This is a genomic window from Alphaproteobacteria bacterium (assembly GCA_019695395.1).
In the GTDB taxonomy this organism is placed as follows: domain Bacteria; phylum Pseudomonadota; class Alphaproteobacteria; order JAEUKQ01; family JAIBAD01; genus JAIBAD01.
Genome location: JAIBAD010000025.1, coordinates 1 through 25552, shown reverse-complemented (window position 1 = coordinate 25552; position 25552 = coordinate 1). Strand labels below are relative to the sequence as shown.

General features: G+C 33.3%; 24 protein-coding genes. 4 read left to right on the top strand and 20 right to left on the bottom strand.

Translation table 11 applies throughout. From position 1 onward, the window contains the following. The 7 genes from K1X44_05705 to K1X44_05675 form a co-directional block, all read right to left on the bottom strand. On the bottom strand, positions 1 to 1115 hold a 1115-nt coding region (locus K1X44_05705), incomplete at its 3' end, for a winged helix DNA-binding domain-containing protein (GenBank protein MBX7146786.1). 110 nt (positions 1116 to 1225) lie between these two features. Beyond that, positions 1226 to 1690 (bottom strand): Hsp20 family protein, encoded by a 465-nt coding sequence (locus K1X44_05700; protein ID MBX7146785.1) that lies wholly within the window; start codon positions 1688 to 1690, stop codon positions 1226 to 1228. A 151-nt stretch (positions 1691 to 1841) separates the two neighbouring features. Beyond that, positions 1842 to 3149 (bottom strand): terminase family protein, encoded by a 1308-nt coding sequence (locus K1X44_05695; GenBank protein ID MBX7146784.1) that lies wholly within the window; start codon positions 3147 to 3149, stop codon positions 1842 to 1844. Between the two features lie 79 nt (positions 3150 to 3228). After that, positions 3229 to 3966, bottom strand: coding sequence for a hypothetical protein (locus tag K1X44_05690; GenBank protein MBX7146783.1), 738 nt, complete (start codon positions 3964 to 3966; stop codon positions 3229 to 3231). A 143-nt stretch (positions 3967 to 4109) separates the two neighbouring features. Next, entirely contained in the window at positions 4110 to 4958 is an 849-nt protein-coding gene (locus K1X44_05685; protein ID MBX7146782.1) for a hypothetical protein, read from the bottom strand. A 160-nt stretch (positions 4959 to 5118) separates the two neighbouring features. Then, entirely contained in the window at positions 5119 to 5562 is a 444-nt protein-coding gene (locus K1X44_05680) for a hypothetical protein (protein ID MBX7146781.1), read from the bottom strand. Positions 5563 to 5585: 23 nt separating this feature from the next. Beyond that, a complete protein-coding gene (locus tag K1X44_05675) occupies positions 5586 to 5876 on the bottom strand; it encodes a hypothetical protein (protein MBX7146780.1) in 291 nt (96 codons plus the stop codon). Positions 5877 to 6058: 182 nt separating this feature from the next. On the opposite strand from K1X44_05675, the gene K1X44_05670 reads away from it, so the two are divergent. After that, positions 6059 to 6751 carry a hypothetical protein gene (locus K1X44_05670; GenBank protein MBX7146779.1) on the top strand — a complete coding sequence of 231 codons (693 nt, stop codon included), beginning with the start codon at positions 6059 to 6061 and terminating at the stop codon, positions 6749 to 6751. Between the two features lie 17 nt (positions 6752 to 6768). On the opposite strand, the gene K1X44_05665 is transcribed toward K1X44_05670, so the two are convergent. Next, positions 6769 to 7317 (bottom strand): septation protein A, encoded by a 549-nt coding sequence (locus K1X44_05665; protein MBX7146778.1) that lies wholly within the window; start codon positions 7315 to 7317, stop codon positions 6769 to 6771. A 188-nt stretch (positions 7318 to 7505) separates the two neighbouring features. Between K1X44_05665 and K1X44_05660 the strand changes: the two genes are divergently transcribed. Next, positions 7506 to 8975: an SEL1-like repeat protein gene (locus K1X44_05660; protein ID MBX7146777.1), complete on the top strand. Its 1470-nt coding sequence runs from the start codon at positions 7506 to 7508 to the stop codon at positions 8973 to 8975. Here K1X44_05660 and mmsB read toward each other — a convergent pair. From mmsB to K1X44_05645, 3 genes are read right to left on the bottom strand one after another with little or no spacing between them, the layout of a single operon-like run. Next, positions 8965 to 9864 (bottom strand): 3-hydroxyisobutyrate dehydrogenase, encoded by a 900-nt coding sequence (mmsB, locus tag K1X44_05655; protein MBX7146776.1) that lies wholly within the window; start codon positions 9862 to 9864, stop codon positions 8965 to 8967. The genes K1X44_05660 and mmsB overlap by 11 nt on opposite strands. Positions 9865 to 9882: 18 nt before the next feature. Then, on the bottom strand, positions 9883 to 10944 hold the full coding sequence (locus tag K1X44_05650) for an enoyl-CoA hydratase/isomerase family protein (protein MBX7146775.1): 1062 nt from the start codon (positions 10942 to 10944) through the stop codon (positions 9883 to 9885). 6 nt (positions 10945 to 10950) lie between these two features. Continuing rightward, the gene (locus K1X44_05645; GenBank protein MBX7146774.1) at positions 10951 to 12048 is read right to left on the bottom strand and encodes an acyl-CoA dehydrogenase family protein; all 1098 of its coding nucleotides are present in this window, start codon (positions 12046 to 12048) and stop codon (positions 10951 to 10953) included. Positions 12049 to 12213: 165 nt separating this feature from the next. Here K1X44_05645 and K1X44_05640 point away from each other — a divergent pair, with 165 nt between their 5' ends. Next, positions 12214 to 13134 carry a hypothetical protein gene (locus tag K1X44_05640; GenBank protein ID MBX7146773.1) on the top strand — a complete coding sequence of 307 codons (921 nt, stop codon included), beginning with the start codon at positions 12214 to 12216 and terminating at the stop codon, positions 13132 to 13134. Between the two features lie 37 nt (positions 13135 to 13171). On the opposite strand, the gene ispG is transcribed toward K1X44_05640, so the two are convergent. Next, the gene (ispG, locus tag K1X44_05635) at positions 13172 to 14287 is read right to left on the bottom strand and encodes a flavodoxin-dependent (E)-4-hydroxy-3-methylbut-2-enyl-diphosphate synthase (protein ID MBX7146772.1); all 1116 of its coding nucleotides are present in this window, start codon (positions 14285 to 14287) and stop codon (positions 13172 to 13174) included. Positions 14288 to 14406: 119 nt separating this feature from the next. Beyond that, positions 14407 to 15036: a hypothetical protein gene (locus K1X44_05630; protein ID MBX7146771.1), complete on the bottom strand. Its 630-nt coding sequence runs from the start codon at positions 15034 to 15036 to the stop codon at positions 14407 to 14409. A 218-nt stretch (positions 15037 to 15254) separates the two neighbouring features. Between K1X44_05630 and hpnH the strand changes: the two genes are divergently transcribed. Next, complete coding sequence (hpnH, locus tag K1X44_05625; GenBank protein ID MBX7146770.1) at positions 15255 to 16427, top strand: adenosyl-hopene transferase HpnH; 1173 nt, start codon at positions 15255 to 15257, stop codon at positions 16425 to 16427. Here hpnH and K1X44_05620 read toward each other — a convergent pair. From K1X44_05620 to K1X44_05590, 7 genes are all read right to left on the bottom strand, one after another. Continuing rightward, the gene (locus K1X44_05620) at positions 16380 to 17057 is read right to left on the bottom strand and encodes a hypothetical protein (GenBank protein ID MBX7146769.1); all 678 of its coding nucleotides are present in this window, start codon (positions 17055 to 17057) and stop codon (positions 16380 to 16382) included. The two genes, hpnH and K1X44_05620, sit on opposite strands and share 48 nt — an antisense overlap. Positions 17058 to 17072: 15 nt before the next feature. Further along, entirely contained in the window at positions 17073 to 19130 is a 2058-nt protein-coding gene (locus K1X44_05615) for a CHASE domain-containing protein (protein ID MBX7146768.1), read from the bottom strand. An 82-nt stretch (positions 19131 to 19212) separates the two neighbouring features. After that, on the bottom strand, positions 19213 to 21168 hold the full coding sequence (shc, locus tag K1X44_05610) for a squalene--hopene cyclase (protein ID MBX7146767.1): 1956 nt from the start codon (positions 21166 to 21168) through the stop codon (positions 19213 to 19215). A 90-nt stretch (positions 21169 to 21258) separates the two neighbouring features. Then, positions 21259 to 22542: a hydroxysqualene dehydroxylase HpnE gene (gene hpnE / locus K1X44_05605; GenBank protein ID MBX7146766.1), complete on the bottom strand. Its 1284-nt coding sequence runs from the start codon at positions 22540 to 22542 to the stop codon at positions 21259 to 21261. A 15-nt stretch (positions 22543 to 22557) separates the two neighbouring features. Next, positions 22558 to 23412: a presqualene diphosphate synthase HpnD gene (hpnD, locus tag K1X44_05600; protein MBX7146765.1), complete on the bottom strand. Its 855-nt coding sequence runs from the start codon at positions 23410 to 23412 to the stop codon at positions 22558 to 22560. A gap of 25 nt (positions 23413 to 23437) precedes the next feature. Continuing rightward, complete coding sequence (locus tag K1X44_05595; protein ID MBX7146764.1) at positions 23438 to 24625, bottom strand: glycosyltransferase; 1188 nt, start codon at positions 24623 to 24625, stop codon at positions 23438 to 23440. A gap of 32 nt (positions 24626 to 24657) precedes the next feature. Continuing rightward, positions 24658 to 25552: 1-deoxy-D-xylulose-5-phosphate synthase (locus tag K1X44_05590; protein ID MBX7146763.1), on the bottom strand; the 895-nt coding region annotated here is incomplete at its 5' end.

The window sequence follows — 25552 nt, the reverse complement described above, 5'->3', positions numbered from 1 at the left end:
CCAATTTGAAATGAAGTTACCTTTCCATCACCAAGAAGATACGATATTTTTTTCTCAATAATTTTAAATTCTTTTTTAGTAAAAGAATAAAAGGGTTTTATTTTTATTTTCCAATTATTTTTTTGCTTTTGATATGACCAAACAGCATGAACTTGTCCATCTTTTAAAATAACCGGTGAAATCCAACCTGCGGTACGATAAACATCCTTACGAAAGGATGAAGATAAAAATTGGTCCGTCTTTATATGAGCCAAAAGATAAGGATCAAATAAAGGCGTTACAGTAAGATGATTAGAAAGATCAACAGCTGTTCGATATTCTTTTTCATCTTTCTTAAATATAAATCCACAATAAGATCCAAAATTCACTAGCATTAATTCAGAAGCAATTTTTTGAAAGATATCTTGGGATTTTTTTACAGATAACCCTGTAAATTTACTGAAATCTTGATAAGATACAGGCCCATATTGTGCGATAAAACGTCGTACCATAAGAATAGATGCATCTTCCGGGTCTAAAATTTTTGATCTAATTTTTTCTGGCAATGCAGTAAAAAATATTTCTTGTTTATCCAAACTTAAAACCAAATCATGACACAACAAACCTTTAGCCGCCCCAAGTTTCATAATTCCACCCCAATTATGTTCAATCCATGGTTTAGCCCATGTCCCAAGTTTGGGAACCAAAACTTGGCTTAATTGTTTACGTGTATATGGCTTTGTATGAATTAAATCTATAATATGATCTAATAATTTATCAATTTGCTTTACTTTCAGATTATTTTGTTTGTACCAATTATAATAGGCAGGTACAAAAAATTGTCTTAATCCCACAATCATAGGAACATCTTCCGTAGATAAAAGATGCAGTGTCCCGCGTTGGGCCCACATTTTAACAAGGTGATTTTTTCTTAAATAATCAGTTGTAAAAACAGGATAAGAATTTTCAGACTGCCTTGTTTTCAATTGTAAAAAGGCGGCCGACATAACTTGGGCCTGGGCACCCATCATAGCTTCTATAATTTTTATTTCATCCATGGTTGGGTGTAACAAAAAATTCTTCTTAGCCCGAATTTTTAAAATATGGGATAAATCTAATTCAAGATTTTTTTTCATAACCACCAAAATAAAATAATTAGATCATATATTGTATAATTATTTTATAAAAAATAAAGCCTAAGAGATTTATATTCTCTTAGGCTTTATCATTTGTCTTACTAATTTAATTAGGCAGCTTTACCTTCAATTACTTTTTTTGTTGGTGTATCTGCGGTAATTTTAATAGTACGTGGTTTCGCTGTTTCAGGAATTTCACGAACCAATTTAATATGTAAAAGTCCATTACTTAAATTTGCATCTTCAACACGAATATAATCAGCTAATTCAAAACGTCTTTCAAAAGAACGACTTGCAATACCATGATAAAGATATTTTTTATCATCTTCAGATTTGTTTACAATCTTACCCGTTACAATAACAGAATTTTCTTTAACTGTAATTGTCAAATCTTCTTCTGAAAAACCTGCGACAGCCATAGTAATTTGGTAATTTTCATCACTAAGTTTTTCAATATTATAAGGTGGGTAAGAAAAATTATTATCATCAAGTCTGGTTGCCGTATCAAGTAGATTCCACATACGGTCAAATCCTATTGATGAGCGAAATAAAGGTGTTAAATCAAAGTTGCGCATAGCCATATCCTCCTTAAAGCAACATGGAATTAAAATTTTCCTTATAATCTAATATAAGGGGTTTCAAACTGTGAACCCAATTGGCATTCACATAATTTTATCTGGTAATCAATTTTTAAAATTCAAGAGAGTATTTAAATATTTTTTACATTTAAATATTATTCCACAAAAATGGGTGATAGACAGGTTTTGAATCATCTATAAAAGCCTGCTTCTTTTCTTTAATTCCCAACGCCAAATAACGAAAAGCATCAGCGGCGTGGGTTGTCCAATCACGTACAGGATTTGGATAAAAAATTTGTCTTTGATCATCCCATTGTTGCCGATAAAGTCTTAAAGCATTCAACCCTTTTGTACATTTTGTATCATCAAACCAACATCGCGGTAGAATAATCTTAGCGGCATTAATTCCATCTTCAAACGAAAGTTTTGGTATAATTTCTATTTTAATTCCATAAGATTTCAATGTTTCCAATCGACTCTTACCTGTACCTAATTCACGTACATTAATATCATGGGGTAAAAAATGTGTTCCATAATTATAAAGTGTTTTTTGGAAAAGTTTTTCTACATAATGATCTAGCCCAAAACCTGCGGCTTCATAATAATCTATTAATCTAATTTCGTTTCCTATTTGTTGATAAAACCAAATAGCCGTACTATCATTAATACCTAAATCCCAAGCCGTATGAACAGATAATAATGGATCATGATGAACTAGTGTAATTCTATTTTCTTTTTCTGCATTCTCAATAAGCTGACCGTAATAAGATCCCTTAATAGCAGCATCAAAACTACATTCAAATTCCTGGGCATAATGTTCAGGACGCATTGTTTTTTTTAAAACACCCAATTCAGAAGGTGATATAATATTAGTCAGGCTTACAGGTAAATAAGAACAAAACCAGGAAGAATCTTTTTTTGCATGTTGATAAAGATGATAAAAATTATTACGTCCCATGGGTGTTCCTATAAAGATAACCCATCCTTTTCTATCTATCAAAGTTGGTCTGATAATTTCGCTCCATAAACGGGGGTTAATCTGTGCATATTCATCAATAATAACACCATCTAAATAAATTCCGCGTAAACGATCAGGATTATCTGCACCATATAATTTGATTTGAGCATCATTATCAAAAATAATACTTAAATCTTTTTTATAAAACTTTACATTTATTATATCTTGCGAATAGTATTTTAAATAATCCCAGGCAATATCTTTAGCTTGAACGAAAAAAGGCGCAATATAAGCAAAACGAGGTTGAGGATACGCACAATATACAGCCGAATGAATAAGTTCATTAATACATGCAATTGTTTTTCCTGCACGTCTGTGGGCAATAACAATGGCAAATCTTTCTTGTCTATTGTGTAAAGATATAAAAGGTAATCTTGGATTATAACGTGATGATGGAAATTTTTTATTTAATGGTTGATTAAAAATAATTTCATTCATGATCAAACCCTTTATAATATAAAAAGCAGATTCGATTTAGAATCTGCTTTTTTATTTAAGAATTAATTTATACTATTATTTATTGAAGAGTTTCAAATTTACTATCAGGAATATTTTGTTCTAGGGGTACGCTTCGTTCATTTTCATTATCATTACTTCCATCTTTTTTATTCCAAAATTTTTCAATATGATTTTCATCATAGTCGATGTTAATACTTATTTTGTCCAATTCATTAATTAAAGCTACAGCTTTTGGTCCTGACGCAAACTCAATATTAAGAGAGCCATCTTTATAAAAGATTATTTTACCTTCTATACCAGCTGGCCCATAAACAACAATAATCGTTCCATCATCAAGGGTAATTACCGTATCTCCATTTTCGTAGGTGACATAAGTACCTTCATCAATTTCCCCTGATGATAAGGATGGTTGGTTTTTGTTCCCCCCTGGAACAGGTAAGGTTGTACGGATATATTGAGCTAATGATCCCACACTAAATTGTGCCATAACTGATCCTTGATTATCGCCCGCAATAACTATTCCTACTAAACTTCTATCTTGGTACCCATAAAAAATACCTGAACCAAAAGGATAAATACGGTAAAAAAATTTAAGATTTTGAACATCTTTATAAGAATGTCGTTCTTCCGAAGCTTCTTTGACAATTTGCAAGAGCGATGCATTTGTCTTTGATATAGCATCAAGATTAGGATGTGCCCATAATAACCCTATAAGTAAAATATTTAATCCAGCAATAATAAATATTTTCCAAATTAATTTAGATATAAAATAGTACAGTTTTGGGGATTTTGTCATTTTGCCCCCTTTCTACACTAATCAGTGCTTTTAATAATACTAACTTATAAAATCTTAAAAGATGATTAATAAAATATTATTTTTCCATAAAAAAACCCCTCTTGTTTTCACAAAAGGGGTTAATCAATAAAATGGCTACAAAATTAAAAAATTTGTGGCTCCGATGGGGTTCTTGTCACTTCTTCTTTTTGCGTTGATGCTTTATTTGACCCGTCATTATCATTGTATGTTGCAGGATCAAAATCTTCATTATTCTGTCCTTGTGATCTGGAACGTGAGAATATTAAGGTTTGTAATTCTGAAACAGTTTTTAAATAATCATCTAAACGATTTAATAATTTACCATTATCTCGTCCGCTTAAAACAACAGAACCATCAGGTTTAAGTTCAATATTAATATTGAACCCACCATCTCTAATTGTATAGGTTTTGCTTATTTCTTGATTGGTTGCCATATCACGGACAATGACAACCTGATCCCCATTATCATATTGAATAGTTTCTGTTGATTGACCCTTAACTGGGGTATCACCAATCTTGGTGGTTGACTTTACCTTGGGTGATTTTCCACCCACATTTTTTTCAGCAAATTCTACGGCTTTTTGGGCTAATCTTCCCGGTCTTAATTCACCAGCCAAGGTTTTAAACTCTGGTCTGTCTTTTAAATAGGTGTTTGTAATCCAACTTCCATCTTCATAAGTACGTGTTTCTTTTGTGTAAATTAAAATACCTCTTCTAAAATCTTCTTTTTTTTCGGTAAATTTAATAGGTTTTTCAGGTGTAGGTCCAGGTGACATTGGTCCTGATGGGGACGTGACAGAAGGACGATCTAAACTATTTAATTGATCTCTTGTATTAATAGCATCACATCGAAAAATTTTATTTTCTAAGCAATTCAATTCTGCGGCAAAAATAGGTTGAGTTTTAAAAAACATTGTTCCTACTATTATTAAAGCAAGAATAATGAATGAAATTTTTTTAGTATTGTGCATAATTATAAAAACATCCTGATTATTAAAAACATTATAATTTATCTCTATCATCTATAAACGATATAGTTTTTGTTATTATAATATTTTAGATTATTTATTGTGTATCATTTTATTTTATAGTTGAAAAAATGTAAATAACAAAAACAAACCATAAATATTACTATTGATTAATTTCCCTATATAATTCTAAAGTTTTTTTTAATAGCTCTTTTTCATAATGATTATTTAATTTTTTATCATAAACAATCACATCTAAAACTAAATTAAAAAGTTTAGGATCAAGGGCAGCTTTATCTGCCCATTTTTTATAACGTTTTACAATTTTTTGATCATTTTTATTCGAATTTTTCTTTGTATCTCTTACATAAAATGGATCCGACATTGCAACCATACTTTTTTTAGTTAATGTACGAAAAGCATGATCAATTTCATAGGCAGCTTTTTGTAATGATTTTTCCCATAATGACCATGGTACAGAATTTTCCCGTGTTTCATTTTTATTATATAGGTTTAAGTTATTTTTATAATGTAAAACGTCGTCATATAAATGTATTTTTTCCTGCATTATTTTGTGATTAGCTAGTAATTCATTATTGTGTATCATTATCTTCTCTCTTGATTAGAAAATTAATAATTATTGGGTAAAGCTGCCAAATCCGCGCTACTGGAAGAAAACACATAAGTTGGGGGTGATAAAACCTTCCATACAGTTTCTGATTGTATTAATGCATTTTGATCATCAGAAAATTGGCGTACTACCATTTTCTGTGCCCATTTTTTTTCTGCTTGATTAATTTTTTTCGACTGTAGATCAAGAGATTTTAGATATATTTTCTTTTCATGTATTTTTTTAGCGCAACTTCTTCTGGTATGAACCTTTCTGCAAGCCAAGTTTTTATTATAATCCCCGTTTTTCATCTATTATTCCCTTCTGTGTAATAGGATAAATCTTATTACCTATTATATATAATAGGACTATTTAATTTTGTCAATAGGATTTTTATAGTTTATTATTTTCTATTGATTTTTTTGGCTTATTTCCTTAGAATAAATATATTAAATAAGTTATTTCTTACCTATTTTTTATAGAATCGACACAAATGGATAAAATTCGTACCTTCCTAGAGCAAATGATTACAAAAAATGGATTTGATCTTGCCTATCTTTCAAAACAAATTGGAAAAAATCACGCTTATCTTCAACAATATTTTAAAAGAGGTGTCCCCAAATATCTTCCTGAAGATATACGTTATAAACTAGCCAAATTGTTAGGATGCGAAGAGCAAGATTTAAAACCTATTCATCTGACTGAATTAGAAAATTTTGATCCCAGCGAACAAAAATCTTCTTTAAAAACTTCAAAGAAACGTACAGCTTTTGGCAAAGAGAATTGGTTTAATAAACTTGTCTCCAATCAAGATTTACCAATTTATGGAACTGTAAAAGGGGGACTTGACCCTAATAGCATTGATTGGATATATCCAGCTTTGTGGGTTCCAATGCCGGACGAACTTAATAAAGTATCAGGTAGTTTTGGTCTTTTTATAACCGATCAAACGATGGAACCACGTTATTATCAAGGTGAAATTGTTTATTGTCATCCTCAACGCCCACTTACCAAAAATTGTTATGTGATTATTGTAACTAAAGAACAAAAAACATTGGTCCGACGCTTGATCAACCAAACAGCAGATACAATTGATGTAGCACAATTAAACCCTTATATTTTATCAACACTTACTATAGATGTGATTGACAAAATTTATAGAATAGTAGGATCAAGAGAATATTAGCATTTTATAAAAAGGATTTAAGCATTATCCGTTGGTATTTGATATTTTTTAAATAAAGGAATCTGAAGTAACATAAATAAAATTGTTAAACCAATTAATCCTAGAACTTTAAAATGTACCCAAAAATCTGTGCTTTGAGTACGCCAAACCAATTCATTTAATACTGCCATAGCTATAAAGAACAAAATAAATCTTTTGGTTAATTTATTCCATCCTTCCGCACTTAGGCTTAATCCCCCTCCTAAAACTGATTTAAGAAGAGGTTTTTTTAAAAATAATCCAATCGATAAAATAAGAGCAAAAAAGAGCTGCGCAATGGTTGGTTTCATTTTGATGAATATTTCATCATGAAGAAGCAAAGTTAACCCACCAAAAAAACTTACAATCAAAGCTGTTATAAGTGGTAATAGTGGTATACGTTTTTCAAAAATCCATGCCAAAACAACACCAATAATTGTAACTATAATTAAAACAGCTGTTGCTTCAAAAAGATTTTTTCGTATTAAATATAACGTAAAAAAAGCAATTAAGGGACCATATTCAACTAATGGCTTTAACCAAGACATGTTTTTATTTAAATGAGACATAATTATAGTGCCAATATGATATTAAATATTTGAACTTTATTTATAGCTATAATCTCTATCATCTTATATGGGTAAAAATTATAGTCGATTATAATTTGATTTTCATAACTTTATATAATATTTATTAACTTATTTCCATTATCTATTATTAAAAATTAAATATATTTATGCGTTGTTTTATTCTCATAATTTTTATTACTATATTGTCCGGCTTTATACAAGATGCTTGTGCTTCTCTTAAAGAAGCTTGGGCCTTTACTTATCAACAAGATTATAAGCAAGCTTTTATTGAATTTAAAAAATATGCCCAATTAGGTGACAAAACAGCCCAGAGAGCTCTTGGTTATTTTTATGAAAATGGGTTGGGAACGGAAAAAAATTTTCAAGAGGCATTTTCTTGGTATAAATTATCAGCAGAACAAGAAGATCTTTGGGGACAATATAACCTAGCTCTTCTTTATGAGCAGGGTAAAGGGCAAGCAAAAGATTATAGTCAGGCCCGTTTTTGGTATCAAAAAGCTGCCTATCATAATTATACACCTGCCCAATATGCTTTGGGTCTTTATTATGAACAAGGTAAAGGGGGTAAAAAAGATTTAATTTCAGCTTTATACTGGTACAGGCAAGCTTCTATCTATGGGTATGAACCAGCTTTAAAAAATTATAACAAGCTTCTAGTAAAATCGAATACTATGGTCCTTGAACATGAATCTCCCTTATCAATGGAAAAAAAACCCATACCAAAAGAACCCATTGTATCAAACAGTATCACAGCTGAAACTAATAAAATATCTGTCGATATAAAGCCTGCTTCCTCAAAAACATTAGAAGCTAAAAATATTGAAGAAAGTACATTTGCACCCATAAAAAATAATCTTATAGTTACTGATCAAAAGCAAGAAACGGGTTCTGATAATAAAAAATTGGCATCAAATTCAACAGATCGTAATGGTGAAGTGTCAGAAAAAACTAACGAACAAAAAACTGTACCAGAAATAAATAAGCCAACATTAGAAATTACCCATTCTACCGTCCAAGAAATTGCTGTACCAACAGAAAATCCAAAATCTGCTGCATCTGAAAATCAATCTATTGTAACAATGATCAAAACAGAACAGGAAACAGTAACATCAGAAAATAATTCTCCTCCTGTCCTAGAGACAAAAGAAATAAATTCTAAAGCACTTATAGAAAACGCACCGGATATTGCTCATTCTCCTGCTGATCAAAATAATTCCCCATCTATAAATGAGATATCTTCGGTTAAATCAGAACCCGTTGCATCAGCATCCCCTGTTGATCAAGAAAATACTTTGCCCAAGGCAAAGGATAAACTAAATGAAACAAAAAACCAACCATCCAATTCACAAAATGTTGCTGCAACAAATTCATCTGATTCTGAAAATTTGTTATTACTTTCTTCTTATAAGTGTGAACCGTATAATCAAACTTTAACGGCACAAAAAAGAATAATGATGTATCAAACACCTGTCATTGGAAGCACAAAATTAGGATATATCCCACAACATACTACTGTAACACTCAACAAAAAATGTTCTTATAATAACGAAGTTTTTTTTGCCGTTATAAATAACGAAAACCAAGTCGTTTATATCCAATCAACTTCTATGGATTAATGTTATTTTTACCTTTAATCATTTGAATAATTGCAGAAAAATCTTTCATACCATTTCCATTATTACAAAAAAGCGCATAAAGAGATGTAGCTTCCGCCCCCAAAGGAATAGCAGCAAGATTTGATTGAGCTGCTTGTGTTGCCAATCTTAAATCTTTATACATCATATTGGCTGTAAAACCAGGTTCAAAATTATGATTTGATGGTGCAGTTGGTACTAATTCGGGTTCTGGACAATAGCTGGTTAAGGACCAACATTGACCTGATGCATGGGCACTTACATCAAATAAAGTTTTGGTTGATACACCCAATTTTTCTGCCAAAGCAAAACCTTCAGCAACAGAAAGCATTTGAATAGCTAACATCATGTTATTACAGATTTTTACAGCTTGGCCATTGCCTGACGATCCAGCATGAATAATAGATTTTCCCATAATTTTTAAAATTGGTTCTGCTTTTTTAAATGCTTCTAGGGGACCACCAACCATAAACGTCAATGTTGCTTTTTCAGCACCCGTTACACCGCCCGACACAGGGGCATCAACCATTAATATCTTTTTTTGTGCGGCTTCCTCTGCAATCATTCTTGCTGTTTCGACATCAATCGTCGAACAATCAATCAATAAAGTTCCAGATTGAATAATGGGCAGTAAATGTTGATAAACCTCTTTAACCTCTTTACCTGACGGTAACATAGTAATCATAACATCAATATGGTCAGGAATTTGTTTTAATGAAGATACAGCCTCCCCACCTAAAGAGGCAGCTTTAGAAACATTTTGATCCATCACATCATAAATTTTTACTTTAAAACCAGCTTTAATCAAATTATGGGCCATTGGTAAGCCCATATGACCTAATCCAATAAAACCTATATTTTGTTTGGTCATGTTATTCCCCTTTTAAAATTAATTAAAAATTAAATCCTGATCACCTAGAGAAAGAAAAGCATCTTCAATATTTAATTCTTCTGCAACACTTGATAATGCTGCCGGACGCCAGCGTGGTCTTTGATCTTTATCAATTAATATGGCACGCACACCTTCAAAAAAATCATTTTGCTTCATACAATATTGGCTAAGTCTATATTCCATTTTTAAAACTTCATCAAAATCAAACTTGGCCCCATAACGAAGTTGCCTGAAAGTCAGTTCTAGGGAAGTTGGTGATTTTGTAAAAAGCGTTTGATAGGTTTGCTGTGCCCAATCATTCTGGGCAGACACTAAACTATTAAGAATATCAATGACAGAAGAATGTCCAAAATGGTGGTTAATTGCGGCGTAATCTTCATTTAATTTTGATTGGCCTGGGTTTTGATGAAATTTTGATAAAATTTCTGATACATCACGCGGCCTTGATTTAAATGATAAGTGCGATAATTCTTGAATAAGATTTTCATATTTTGTCTCATTTATATAATGCGTTGCAAGACCCGCAAAATAACAATCAGCTGAACCAATTTTATTACCGGTTAACCCTAAATACATTCCAATTTGTCCGTGCAATCTTGGTAAAAAATATCCCCCTCCCACATCAGGAAAAAAACCAATAGATGTTTCAGGCATTGCAAAAATTGTTTTTTCACCAGCAACACGGAAATGCCCATGAATTGAAAGGCCAGCCCCACCACCCATGGTAATCCCATTAATTAAAGCAATAAAAGGTTTTGGATAAAGATGGATCGTACGATTAAGCTTATATTCATCAGAGTAAAAATCTTTTAAAAGTTTTGGATTAGTGTCGCGTGCTTCATATATTGATTTTATATCCCCACCTGCGCAAAAGGCCCGGTCACCCGCACCCTTAAAAAGAACCACCGCAATATTTTTATCATGTGCCCATTGATTTAAATAATCTTGGATGGGTTTAATCATGGAATGATTTAAGGCATTAAGGGCTTTGGGGCGATTTAAAGTTAAAATAGCCACACTGCCTTGATAATCGACAGTAATTTCAGATTCACTCATCATATAACCTTATTCTGCTAAAAGATGTCGGGCAATAATGACCCGCATAATTTCATTTGTTCCCTCAAGGATCCGATGAACACGTGTATCACGCAAATATCGCTCCACAGGAAAATCTTGAAGATATCCATATCCCCCATGGAGTTGTAAAGCTTCATCACAGATTTTAAATCCTGTATCTGTCGCAAAACGTTTGGCCATAGCACAGTGAACCGTAGCATCTGGATGTTTATTATCTAGCATAAAGGCTGCCTTTCGTAACATCAAACGCGATGCTTCCAGTTCCGTTGCCATATCAGCCAATCTGAACTGTAGCGCTTGGAATGACGTTAAAGGTTGATTAAATTGTTTTCTTTCTTTCATATATTGGGATGTCATCTCTAAACAAAAACGTGCCCCACCCACAGAACATGCCCCGATATTAAGTCTGCCACCATCAAGACCGCGCATTGCTAATTTGAACCCAGACCCTTCCACACCCAAACGATTACGTACAGGTATCTTACAATTTTCCATAAAAACCATAGAGGTTGGTTGGCTGTTCCACCCTAATTTATGTTCAGACTTACCGAAAGAAAGGCCTGGTGTTCCTTTTTCAACGATAAAAGCGCTAACCCCTTTGGGACCTGCTGCACCTGTTCTTGCCATTACCACATAAACATCACTTGTACCACCTCCGGAAATAAATGCTTTGGTTCCATCTAAAACATAATCATCTCCAACAAGACGTGCCTGGGTTGATAGGGAACCCGCATCTGACCCTGATCCGGGTTCAGTTAAACAATAACTTCCTAAACGATCCATAGTTAACATTGATGGAAGCCAGGTTGATCTTTGCTGATCATTACCAGCTGTATCAATCATCCAACATACCATATTATGAATGGATAAATAAGCAGCCGTTGAAACACATCCCGAGGAAAGTTCTTCAAAAATAAGAACCGCCGTTTGGCGATCAAGGCCTGCCCCCCCTATGTCTTCTTGAACATAAATACCAGCTAGTCCTAAAGTTGCAGCTTTTTTTAAACATTCGACAGGAAAAAATTTTTCCTTGTCCCATAATGCTGCATGGGGTTGCATTTCTTCAACAGCGAAATTGCGTGCCATCGTTTGAATGGCTTGTTGTTCATCGGTAAGTTCAAAATTTAACAAGGATTATTCCCCCTTTAATCTTTTTAACATAACATAGAGCTACCATTTTGCTTTAACATTAGGCAAGATTAATAAAAATAATTTAAATATAATTATACCATTTATAAAAGTTCGCAATAATTGATACATCTTTCTGATTCCAAAGATTTAATTGCCTATCTTGCAGCGCCGGATTATGAACATACTCTTGAAGGTGAACTTGATCATATTATTACAAGATATGGTAGACTTTTTCTTTGTTCCTCCCAAAAAATATCCCCTGTTTGGGCTATAAATACTTGGTATAATCCTATTTTTTTAGAAATTGATTCTATTAAACATGCAGGGCGATTATTAAAATCTATTCAACGTAATTGGGCTGGATACCAGTTTCATCTTTTTAGACGCGCTAAATTAATTGAAGACCATCTCCCTGTTATTAAGTTTAAACCTTGGCCCTTTCCATTCAAATTACCCACAGCACCTTTAGGCTCATGGTGTTTAATTGAACCTGACCTTATTCTTGCTGCATCACAATGTTCAAGCCCTTTTCCCCATGGTGAAATACATTTTGTTGAAAATAAAAACGAGCCACCAAGCCGGGCTTATTTAAAATTGTGGGAAATTTTTTCAAAATTACAAATTTGGCCAAAGATCAAGGAAAAATGTATTGATTTTGGTAGCAGTCCTGGAAGCTGGAGCTGGGTTTTAGCAAAACTAGGCACCGAGGTGATAAGTATTGATAAAGCACCCCTTGTCCCCAATATATCGAAAATGTCTAATATTAATTACATTAATGCAAGTGCCTTTTCAATCCAACCCAAAGATATTGGGCCTGTAGATTGGATATTTGCCGATATTGCCTGCTACCCTGAACGTTTATTCAAACTTGTTACTTTATGGCTCGAATCAGGTTTATGTCAGAGATTTATTTGTACAATTAAATTCCAAGGAAAAGATAATTACGACATTATCAAAAAATTCCAAGCGATTCCCCATAGCACAACAAGTCATTTATTCCATAATAAACACGAAGCAACCTGGGTTTATCTAAAAGAATAAAATTTTATTTAATAAATTTAACTATTAAAAAAATTGATTAACTTGCCAATTTTTTTTGAGCTTCTATTTCCGCTGCCTTTTTTTCAATCAAATCGGCAAGATGATCAACGATACCTTCTTCTTTTAATCGATGATGGGGTACCCCTGCAATATAAACCTGGTGCGTACCATTTCCACCACCAGTGAATCCTATATCTGTTTCCCTTGCTTCACCTGGTCCATTCACAACACATCCAATCACCGATACAGTCATCGGTGTTGTAATATGGGCAATACGCTGCTCTAATGCCTCAACAGTTTTAATAACTTGAAATTGTTGGCGTGCACAAGATGGGCATGAAATTAAAGTGACCCCGCGTCTACGTAAACCCAAACTTTTAAGCATTTCATAACCAACCGCAACTTCTTCAACAGGATCTGCGGAAAGGGATATACGTATCGTATCCCCAATACCTGCCCATAATAAACTGCCAATACCAATTGATGATTTAACTGTCCCACTTCGCAATGCTCCTGCTTCAGTAATACCAAGATGCAATGGATAATCACATGCATCGGCAAGCTGCTGATACGCAGCAACGGCCAAAAATACATCTGATGCTTTACAGCTAATTTTGGTTTCAAAAAAATCATGATCTTCTAAAATACGTATATGGTTAAGAGCACTTTCAACCATTGCTTCTGGACAAGGTTCACCATATTTTTCTAATAATTCACGTTCCAGTGATCCAGCATTAACCCCAATGCGAATAGAGCATTGATGATCTTTGGCGGCTTTGACAACTTCCCGGACGCGGTCTGCGGATCCAATATTTCCTGGATTTATTCTAAGACATGCAGCACCTGCTTCTGCTGCTTCAATACCGCGTTTATAATGAAAATGTATATCGGCTACAATCGGCACAGAAACTTGTTTAACAATTTCTTTCAAGGCAGCAGTAGATTCTTCATCCGGACAAGAAACACGCACAATATCAGCGCCAGCTTTTTCAAGACCATGAATTTGATCCACGGTCGCTTTAACATCTGTTGTTAAAGTATTGGTCATAGATTGTACAGCAATAGGCGCATCCCCACCAACAGGCACCTTTCCTACATATATTTGCCGACATTGACGACGATGAATATCACGATAAGGTCTTACACTGCTCATTTAGAATTATTACCTATTGAAAAATGGATGTTTTAATAAATTAATTAATTAATATATTACAAATTCATTATCAGTTAAATTTAATAAATTAATACATATTATCCTAAAAAATTCAACCCTTATTCACGACAATCCATAGGAAGCTGCCAAATAATACCAGGTTCTTCTCTACGTAAAGTCTTAATAAAATTATATAATTTGTCTTGAATGGTGGGCAGATCAAACATCATAAGATTATAGTGATCATTACCTACATGGGAAGATAAACCTATTAATTTATAAAGGTTCGGACCAATTTTGTTAATCATATTAATCGATTTTTGATTATTGACTGTGAAAGAAATTTTATATCCTTGATGATAAGCATATACTAAAAGTGCCGCCCACAACGCACCCACCAAAGCTTTTCCACGATAAGGTTTTTCTAGATATGCCCAATCCCCTTCTAAAAGATTATCCCTTGTAATGTCAAAATATCCCGTTAATTTTTGTAAATTAAAACGATCCCAAATATCAGGAAAAATCTGTTCAAATATAAAAGGTTTTGAATAAGCCCGCAGCAAACTAACCATACCTACAATTGATTTTTTGCAATTATTTTCTATTTCAAAAACAGCAAAATAGCTATGTTCAAAACTATTTTCCATAATGCCGAATGGATCATCTATTTCAGTACTAAAAAGCATTTGAAGACGGCGAATAGATACTTCATCTTCTGCTTTAGCTAGCCTTATAATACCTTGGGTCATATATTTCTCGGAATCTTAGAATTAAATTTGGGATAGTATCGAAATATTTTGGATTTATATTAAAAACAATTATACAAATTTCAAATTGATTCATTAAAAATACATTTATTATTGATTTATAGCCAATAATTTGCTATATATTGTGCCTTTAATTATTCAACCAAAGCTATATTATTTTATCTCATTAAAATCTGTAGTTTAGATTAAGGGGTTTCATTGTGAGTATACCATTAATTCAACAACTTCGTGTAGGCGGATATATTTTAAAACAACGGCTTCGGGGCAATAAACATTACCCTCTTGTCCTTATGTTAGAACCATTATTTCGTTGTAATCTTGCCTGTTCAGGATGTGGAAAGATTGATTACCCTGATGAAATTCTGAACAAAAGACTTTCTGTCCAAGAATGTTTGCAAGCTGTTGATGAATGTGGCGCCCCTATTGTATCTATCCCTGGGGGTGAACCTTTGCTTCATAAAGAAATGGGAGAGATTGTTGAAGGAATAGTTGCACGTAAAAAGTTTGTTTATCTATGTACCAATGCCCTTTTACTTGAAAAAAAGATCCATCTTTTTAAACCCAGCCCTTATCTTACTTTTTCAATCCATCTTGATGGGTTAAAAGAAGAGCATGATAAATCTGTATGCCAAGATGGTGTTTTTGATAAATGTGTGAGTGCTATCAAATTAGCCAAAGATAAAGGGTTTAGGGTTAATGTGAATTGTACTTTATTTAACAATGCCCAGCCTGATAGAGTCACAGCATTTTTTGATTGGTGCCGTGATAATAAAGTAGATGGTATTACCGTATCACCCGGTTATGCCTATGAACGTGCCCCAGATCAAGCACATTTTCTTAACCGTAAACAAACTAAAGAGCTTTTCCGTTCTATCCTTAAGGATGCAAAAGCCAAAAAATGGGAATTTTCGCAATCAACCTTGTTTTTAGATTTTCTTGCAGGTAATCAATCATATCATTGTACACCTTGGAGTAACCCAACCAGAAACGTATTTGGTTGGCAAAGACCATGTTATTTATTGGGTGAAGGATTTACCAAAAGTTTTAAAGAATTAATGACAACAACAGAATGGTCACAATATGGTACCGGTAATTATGAAAAATGTGCCGATTGTATGGTTCATTGCGGATATGAAGGATCAGCTATTGAGGATACTGTAAGCAAACCTTGGAAAGCTTTGCTTGTGAAACTTAAAGGGTTTAACACAACAAAACCTATGGTACCTGAAATTTCAATGGTTAACCAACGAGCTGCTGAATGGGTATTTGAAAATAACGTTACTGAATTTTTAACTCATACCCACAAAGATGCTAAACCAGCAGCATCATTGCAATCCACAAGTGATGGGAAGACATCGAGCAACGCGGCGTAATTGCTTTATTGCTTTAAAAAAATTTATCCCTAATTTAGCCATATTATAAATGCTGGTAGGCTCGACCATTATACCTTTGAACAAAGGTATAATGGTGATTGTTCCATCTTGCTGCATGGCCTTTATAATAAAACTAGGCATTTGATCATTATACGTATCAATAATAACACGAATGACTAAAAATGGCAGTTTTGCTTGTTGAGCAACCCGAGCCACATGATGACTTTCCATATCCACACATGACACATTAAATATATCATGCATAGATTTTTTTTGTTCGACTGATATTAAAGGAATATCACTACCTAAAAGTTTATTTTGTTTTATAGATAGATTATTTACCGATAAATAACGAACAATGTTTTGATGCCAAATGTAATCAGTAGTAAACATATCATTTTTTGTTAGCACTTGATCAGGAATAATAATATCACCTGATTTTATTTCTGGGGTAAGCCCACCTGCCAAACCAAAACTAAGCAAACCTTTGGCACCTTGTTCAACTAAATCCCAAGCAAGTTTTTCGGTAATTTTTTTATTACCAACTGCGGTTTTAATAAAAGTTGGTTCCTTTCCTGATTTGTATAAAATTTTTGCTTCACTTAAAAGACCGGTAATAATACCTATCATAATAAATTTCTATTTTTAAATTTCTTGGGGTGGAAAATATAAATGTACCGTTGTTCCTTGATCAGGATTACTATCAATTTCTAAACGCCCCCCATGTTGCTCAATAAGTAATTTGACCATAGGCAAACCTAATCCTGTTCCTTGTTGTGTACGTGTTAATTGGTTTTCTACCTGACCAAAGGGTTCTAAAGCTGTTTGAATTTGCTCTGGTGACATACCAATACCGGTATCAGAGACAGTAGCCACAACCCAATTATCAGCAGTTTTATCAAAACGTAATGAAACTGATCCACCACTATGGGTAAACTTACAACTATTTGATAATAAATTTACGATCATTTGTTTAACAGCTCTTAAATCAGCATAAACAGTTGTAACATCTTTAGGTTCTTCATAATGAAGATTTATATCTTTTTCTCTAGCTAAACCTTCAACCAAAAGTAAACATGATTTTGCCGCTTTATCAACATCAATAATCTCTTTAAATAATTCCATTTTCTTAGCTTCAATTTTAGAAATATCTAAAATATCATTAATTAATGAAAGAAGATGAACCCCACTATTATGGATATCTAAAGCATAAGAAACATATTTCTTTTGAAGAATTTCACCAAACAGTTCTTTAGAAATAATTTCGGAAAATCCGATAATTGCATTTAAGGGCGTTCTTAATTCATGACTTACCAAAGCTAAAAATTCAGATTTAGCACGGTTTGCTGTTTCTGCTCTTTCACGTTCATGAATAGCTTCATCTCTTGCTTGCGCTAGTGCTGCTTCGGTTCTTTTTCTTGCAGTAATGTTACGAAAAAACCAAACATGCCCATAATCTGTATTATCTGAACCTATCAAACTAGTTGCATAACGTTCTAAAAAACGCCCGTCACTTAAAATCAATTCATCCGCTTGTTCATAAACAGGTCTTTTAAAAGATAAATCATAAAGAGGGTGGAGCTCCGTATTAATTAACTGGTCTTTCATAATATCGGCAATTTTTTCTTCAGGCACATTGTCTAGTAATTTATTATCCAATCTCCATATTTCAACAAATCGTAAATTATATGAAAGCACTTTACGGTCAGGTCCAATAACCAAAATACCATCCAAAGATGCATCTTGTTGGACTTGCAACAAAAGGTTACGTTGTGCCAAATAATGATCACGTTGAACCAATTCTCTATCGCGATTTGATAATTCTATGACTAGTTCTTTAAGAGATTGCTGTTTGGATAATAAAAAGAATGATAAAAACCCTACAACCAAGGCTATGAAACTTCCCATCATACGACGGAACCATTTATTAGGTGAGGTTTTTGGCCACCCTTCCCTTGGTATTGCTGCCATTTGCCAAGATCCGCTAGGCAAATTAATTTTAGTTAAAACAGGATTTTCTAGAAAAACGCGACTATCACCAATAAAAATACCTGTATTTTCTCCCTGGATACTGACACCACGAATAGCCACATTTAATTGATCTGCAGCTTCTGATAAATTAATCTCAGCTAATAATGTAGAATATTTAACATTAATAATAATTTGACCCCAGTATGTTTGGGCTTGAAAATTTGATCCATTACCTCTTACATAAACTGGCATCCAAGAAAAAATACTTTTTTCATTATTCTGGAATTCAAAAGGTTCTGATACCACTGTATGCCCTGAAACCATAGCTTGTTGAAAATATTCCCTTTGTTTAGGCATATTAGTAACATCAAGATTAATAATATTATGATTTTCGGGTCTAGGAAACGCATCAATTATTTTACTACCTTTAACCAAATAAATTTGAAAGTTAATTGGACTTCGTGCATACATATCTCTGGCAAATGCTTGAAATTCTTCAGATTCAATATCATTATGCACTGCAATTTGCGTGTTTAAACTTGCTGCCAACCAAAGCGTACTATTAATAGAACTTTCTAGTCGTGCTCTTAATAATCCTGCCAAATTAAGAATTCTGCTTCGCTCAGACTGGATAAAACGGGCTGTATCAAGATGCTCAATAATAATTAAACCCGTTAAAATAATGAGCACGGAAATAGCTGCAGCAATAAAGGGTAAAACACGGCCTAACATACTTAAATCCAATATATCAATAACATAATATTATCTTTAAAACTAATTCCTTAATTTATAGTTAAATCTTAATATTACACTATTACATTCCATACATTGGCTTCTTCGAATTTGTTTTTTGTAAAGTTCTATAGCGTGCTAATGCCCATAATGGAAAATATTGTGAATATCCATGATATCTTAAATAAAAAACTCTGGGGAAACCAACAGCTGTAAACCATTTTTCTTCCCATCCACCTTCTGGAGTTTGATTGCGAATTAAATAATTAATACCCTTAATAACTTCTGGATAGTCAACATGACCACAAGCCATCAAAGCCATTACAGCCCATGCCGTCTGTGATGCTGTACTTGCTTTACACACAAAACGTTTTTCCAACCAATAGGTTCCACCATCTTCACCCCATCCACCATCTTCATTTTGTCTTGATAACAACCATGCGACAGATTTTTTAATATAGGGTTTATTCATATCTTCGCCAACAATATTAAGCGCACATAATACCGACCAAGTTCCATATATATAATTGGTTCCCCAACGTCCAAACCATGATCCATCTTCTTCTTGTTCTGATTTAAGATATTCAACAGCTTTTCTTACTTTTTTATCTTTTAATCCATAACCAAGCTGGGCCAGCATACTTACACAGCGTGCACTTACATCAACTGTTGGTGGGTCCAATAAAGCACCATGGTCGGCAAAAGGTATATTATTTAAATAATAATATGTGTTATCAATATCAAAAGCACCCCATCCACCATTTTTAGATTGCATACCCAAAATCCAATCTTTTGCTCTTTCAACGACGGGATGGTAGAGTTTACTATCTAATCTATTTAAAATCATCGCGACAACTGCAGTATCATCCACATCTGGATAATGGGGATTATTATATTGAAAGGCCCATCCACCAGGTTTTACATGAGGTCTTTTAAGAGACCAATCCCCATATAAATCTGTTATTTGACGGTCTTTTAGCCAGTCTGCCCCCTTAAGCATAAGATTATAATCACTAACCTCTCCAGTTTCTGCTAAAGCATGCAATGCTAATCCCGTGTCCCACACAGGAGAAAGACATGGTTGACAATATTGATCTTTACCTTCTTCAGGAATCGTTAGCAATTTTAAAACAGCTTCCTTAGCATTAACAAAATCTGGGTGATTTTTAGGATAATCTAACTGGTCCATCATCATAACAACATTAGCCATAGCTGGAAAAATTGCTCCCAACCCATCTTCACCATTTAGACGTTCTGTTATCCATTTAATACATTTATTAATAGCTTTTTTGCGCAAAATTTTAGGAAAAAATGGTTCAACAATTTTTAAGCATTTATCAATAAAAAGAAAAAAACTTCCCCACCATGATCCTGTTACATTCGTTAAATATTTTTTATGTTTATGAGGTGCCTGAAGAAATAGTTCATCAATTTTAACACGTCTTGGATTTCTTGCACGTGGTTTTAAGGCCATAAGAACTAATAAAGGTACAACAACCGTGCGCGACCAATAAGCAATTTTACTGATATGAAAAGGAAACCATCTTGGCAATAAAATAACTTCAACAGGCATTGATGGAACAGCACGCCATGGAACTTGACCAAAAATTGCCAGAGCAATTCTTGTAAATACATTACTGGAGGCAGCCCCCCCATGTTCAAGTATAGCAAGACGAGCTTTTTTCATATGTGCTTCATTGGGGTCATCACCAACCAATCTCAATGCTAAATAAGCTTTTACACTTGCACTTAAGTCAAAATCACCCCCATAAAATAAAGGCCAACCGCCATGCATACCTTGAATATTACGTAAATAATTTGCTAATCTTTTTTCTGTTTCTTGATCAATTTCATCAAGAAAATGTTCTAACATAATATATTCGGCAGGAATTGTAGCATCAGCTTCTAATTCATAAAGCCAATGCCCATCAGAATGCTGTTTTTGTTTTAGATAATGTCTCGCTTTATTTATAACCTGATCAAGTTGTATATCAAATTTTGTATATCTTACTTGATGATTATTTTGCTGCCCGTGCATAAAGATTACCCATAAATTATAATACGTTACAAATACTTAATATAATAAATTAAGACTGTACATTATTAGTTAAAAAAATAAACATTTTTATTATTTTTTACAAAGTTCTTGTACAGCTAAAACACCTGAATAAACAGCCCCTTCAATCGTTGCAGGTAATTGTGTATTAATCCAATCTCCAGCTAAAAAAGTATTAGATAAAAAAATAGAAGGATTCGGTCTTTTGGAAATATTTAAAGGTGTTTGTAGAAAAGTTGCCCGCTTTTCACGAATAATGCGTATTGTTGGGATAAAATCTGCAGGTAAAATATATTGAAATTCCACATTCAATGTTTTTTTCATTTCTGGCCAAACTAAAGTAGATAATTCATCATCTGATAAATTCAATAAAGAATCAGCGGCACTAATCGTAATCGAAAGAATATTGTGGCGACAAAAAACCCATTGGCTATAACTATTTATTAATCCTATGATTTTTACTTCCCCAACATTATTTAATGGTTTAGGTAAAATCATATGAATATTAATAATTGATCGATACTCCTTGGGTACATCTAACGCAGGAATAATTTTTGTCAAAGCAAAAGGAGGTAAAGCAAATATAACTTTATCATCTTGGGCTAAAGTAATTTGCTCATTTCCAAAATATAAATCTGAAATTTTTGTATTTCTAGATTCTATTCTTTTTAAAGATGCATGATAATGAATTGGTATATTTTTGTTCTTTAAAAATTTAAGTGCTGGTTCAATAAGTGCATGAGAAAGACCTTGATAGGCTAAAAAAGGTTGATAGGCATCTTTACCATTAAAAAAAACCTTTTTTAAAACATTTACAAATAAAATAGCAGATGCTTCATCAAGATGTGCATTCATAATTGCCAAGCATAAAGGTTCCCAAAAATTTTTTGTGAATGCATTGTTTAAGGGTAAATAGGAATGAAGTGTTTTTTTATGGTTAGCTTTTAGTAATTTTAAAATTTGATAATAGCTGGCAAGATCTTGTCCCGGGATATGATATTTTTTTTCAATTAAATTATAAGGAAAAAAACTTTTTTTTGGGTGTACTAGCCATCTATGATTATTTTTCAAATCAATAAAAGGAATTGCGGGATTTGAAGGTGAAAAAAAACCAGACGAGATATCATCTGGATTAACAAAATTTAGGAATCTAAATAAATATTTATTAGCTCCTAGAATCAAATGATTACCATTATCAATTTCGCAGCCTAAAATTGAATCATAAAATGAACGGCATCTGCCACCAGCATGATCTGATGTTTCATAAAGAGCAATTTGAAAATTTGTATGCTGAGATAATTCAACAGCAGCTGATAAACCAGCCAAACCTGCACCTATAATATGCACAGTTGCCATTAATCATCCAACCTATTAAAGAAAACTATAACGTAAAATAAGGACAATTTTATTAAATTTGGAAATTTTTACCGGTACGGTACAATTTTTCCATCCCCTATCAATAAGTTTAAATAAAATTTTATTATAATACGCAGAAATTAATCGAATAGGCTTCGTTAAAGTACGCGGGCAAGAATTAGTAAGGTGATTGGCCTCTTTAAAATGTTGTTCTGCTACAAAAGCTAGTTTTCTACATACATTATTAATATTTGGATGGGCTAGAATTTTTTGTGGTGACATGTCCTTAATACCATATTCATTCAATAGTTCTTCAGGAAGATACAAACGTTCTCGCTGCATATCCTCATCCAAATCACGCAAAATATTTGTCAATTGTAAAGCACGTCCCAAATGGAAAGATATCAAATCACCTATTTTTTCCTCCAGCCCAAAAACTTTTATACAAAGCATGCCAACAGCACTTGCCACACGTGCACAATAAAGATCTAATTCATCCATAGTTGGTCTACATATAGGTTTATCAATATCCATTTCCATACCATCAATAATTGCTTCAAAATTTTCTTGTCTTAAAGAGAATTTTTTACAAGCTAAAGATAATCCTTGGATAATAGGGTTGTTTGGATTAATTTTATTATTAAAAAGATCTTTAATTTCTTGACGCCATATATTAAGTGAGTGCAATTTTTCGGAATTGCTTGCCCCATCTTGATCAGCAATATCATCAATAATACGACAAAAAGAATAAATGGCATACATAGCATCACGCTTTTCTTGGGAGAGCAACCTCATAGCCCAATAAAAACTCGTTTTTGATTTTGTTACTAAAACACGATTTGCTTCAGAAAAATTATCGACATGAGACATTTGGATTTACTTACTTAATACTGATTTACAAAATATTGGATGACGATTGAACACCACCTTTAATCCTGTTTTTCCATACCCCACCTTTACCTTGATAATGACGCCTGGCCGAATCCAATGTCATGAGCATATAAAGAAAAGCTGCAAAAGGTAATGTTAAAGTTGTTAATAGATTAATTTTATAAAGTTTTAAAGTAGGAAGGTAAGAACCCAACATCATAATCAAGGTTAAGATATTTAAAATAATCAAGAATTTATTATGACCGACTACCCCTAATATTAAAGAAAAAACTGGTATCATATAAGTCAAAATCATACCTAAAGAGGTCATTAATAATAAAAAATAAGAATAATTTAACTGGGTAAAAGCTGTACGTGCAACCATAGACCATACACCAGAAAGCCCATCATAAGGGCGGATAGCACAAGTTCGATCAGATAAACCAAGCCATATTTTAAAATGTTTTTTTACCTTGCCGGCAAGCGCACAATCATCAATCAAGCAAGAAGCGATAGATCCCAATCCACCAATTTTAATTAAGGCCTCTTGTTTAATTAGGACACATCCCCCTGCAGCTGCAGCTATATTTTTTTTACTATTATTGACATGAGCAAAAGGATAAAGTTTTTGGAAAAAAAATATAAAGGCTGGTATAGTTATTTTTTCTATCCATGATAGACACGGCAACTTAACCATTAAGGAAGTTAACCCTAAATTATTTTGCGCTGCCTTAATTACTAATTCTTTTAAATTTGTAGAATGATGTACGATATCTGCATCGGTTAAAAGCATATAATCTACTTCATAATGTTGTTGGACATAATCTATACCTTGAGACAAGGCCCATAATTTACCCGTCCAATTGACAGGTAAACTTTTATTATGAAGAACTATTAAACGTTTTTGTTGGCCAATGCTTACAGCTGCTTCTTGTGCTTTTCTTACAGTCTGATCTTGACTGTCATCATCAACTAAAATTACTGGAAACGCATTTTCATAATCTTGCTGTAATAAAGAGGTAATGCTAGAACCAATCACATCTTGTTCGTTGCGTGCAGGAATAATAACAGCAATTTTAGGATTTTGTGGCAATTTGATATCACTCGTCGTTTTGATTTTTTGATTACATAACCAAAAAAAACCACGAAAAAATATCAAATAAAACCAGATACAAAAGCTAATAAAAGAAACAATACTAACAAATAATATAATACCATTCATTGCTAGATCTATCAGCTTTCAAACTAAGCTTGGGCCATCTTTTCTACATGCATATGACCTAAAGCTTCACGTGCTTTTTGTACAATATGTGATGCCCTTAACCCTGCTTCATCATATTGTTTTTCTGGTGAATTATGCTCTTGAAAAATATCTGGCAATGTCATGGTTCGGACTTTAAGCCCATGATCCAATATTCCCTTATCAGCCAAGAAATGAAGAACCAACGCACCAAATCCACATTTTGAACCTTCTTCAATTGTAATAAGCACTTCGTGTTCTTTGGCTAATCTTGCAATAAGTTCTTCATCCAAAGGTTTAGCAAATCTTGCATCAGCAACAGTTGTACTTAATCCTAATGAAGCGAGTTCTTCCGCAGCTTTAATACATTCCCCTAACCTAGTCCCATAGGATAGTAAGGCTATTTTATTTCCTTCTGATATAATACGTCCTTTACCTATTGGTAAAATTTCCCCTCGCTCTGGTCTGGCTATACCACTAGCGTCACCCCGTGGATAACGAACTGCACTGGGACAATGATCAATAGATGCTGCTGTACGTACCATATGCATAAGTTCGATTTCATCTGCTGGTGCCATAATAACAAAATTGGGTAAACAACCAAGATATGCTGTATCAAAAGAACCCGCATGGGTTTGACCATCTGCCCCAACCAACCCAGCACGGTCAAGAGCAAAACGTACAGGCAATGATTGAATCGCCACATCATGCACAACCTGATCATAGGCTCTTTGTAAAAATGTTGAATAAATAGCAACAAATGGTTTTAACCCTTCCGCTGCTAACCCTGCAGCAAAGGTAACCGCATGTTGTTCTGCTATCCCTACATCAAATGTACGATCTGGAAATTTTTTAGCAAATAAATTTAAACCTGTTCCAGAAGGCATTGCTGCTGTAATC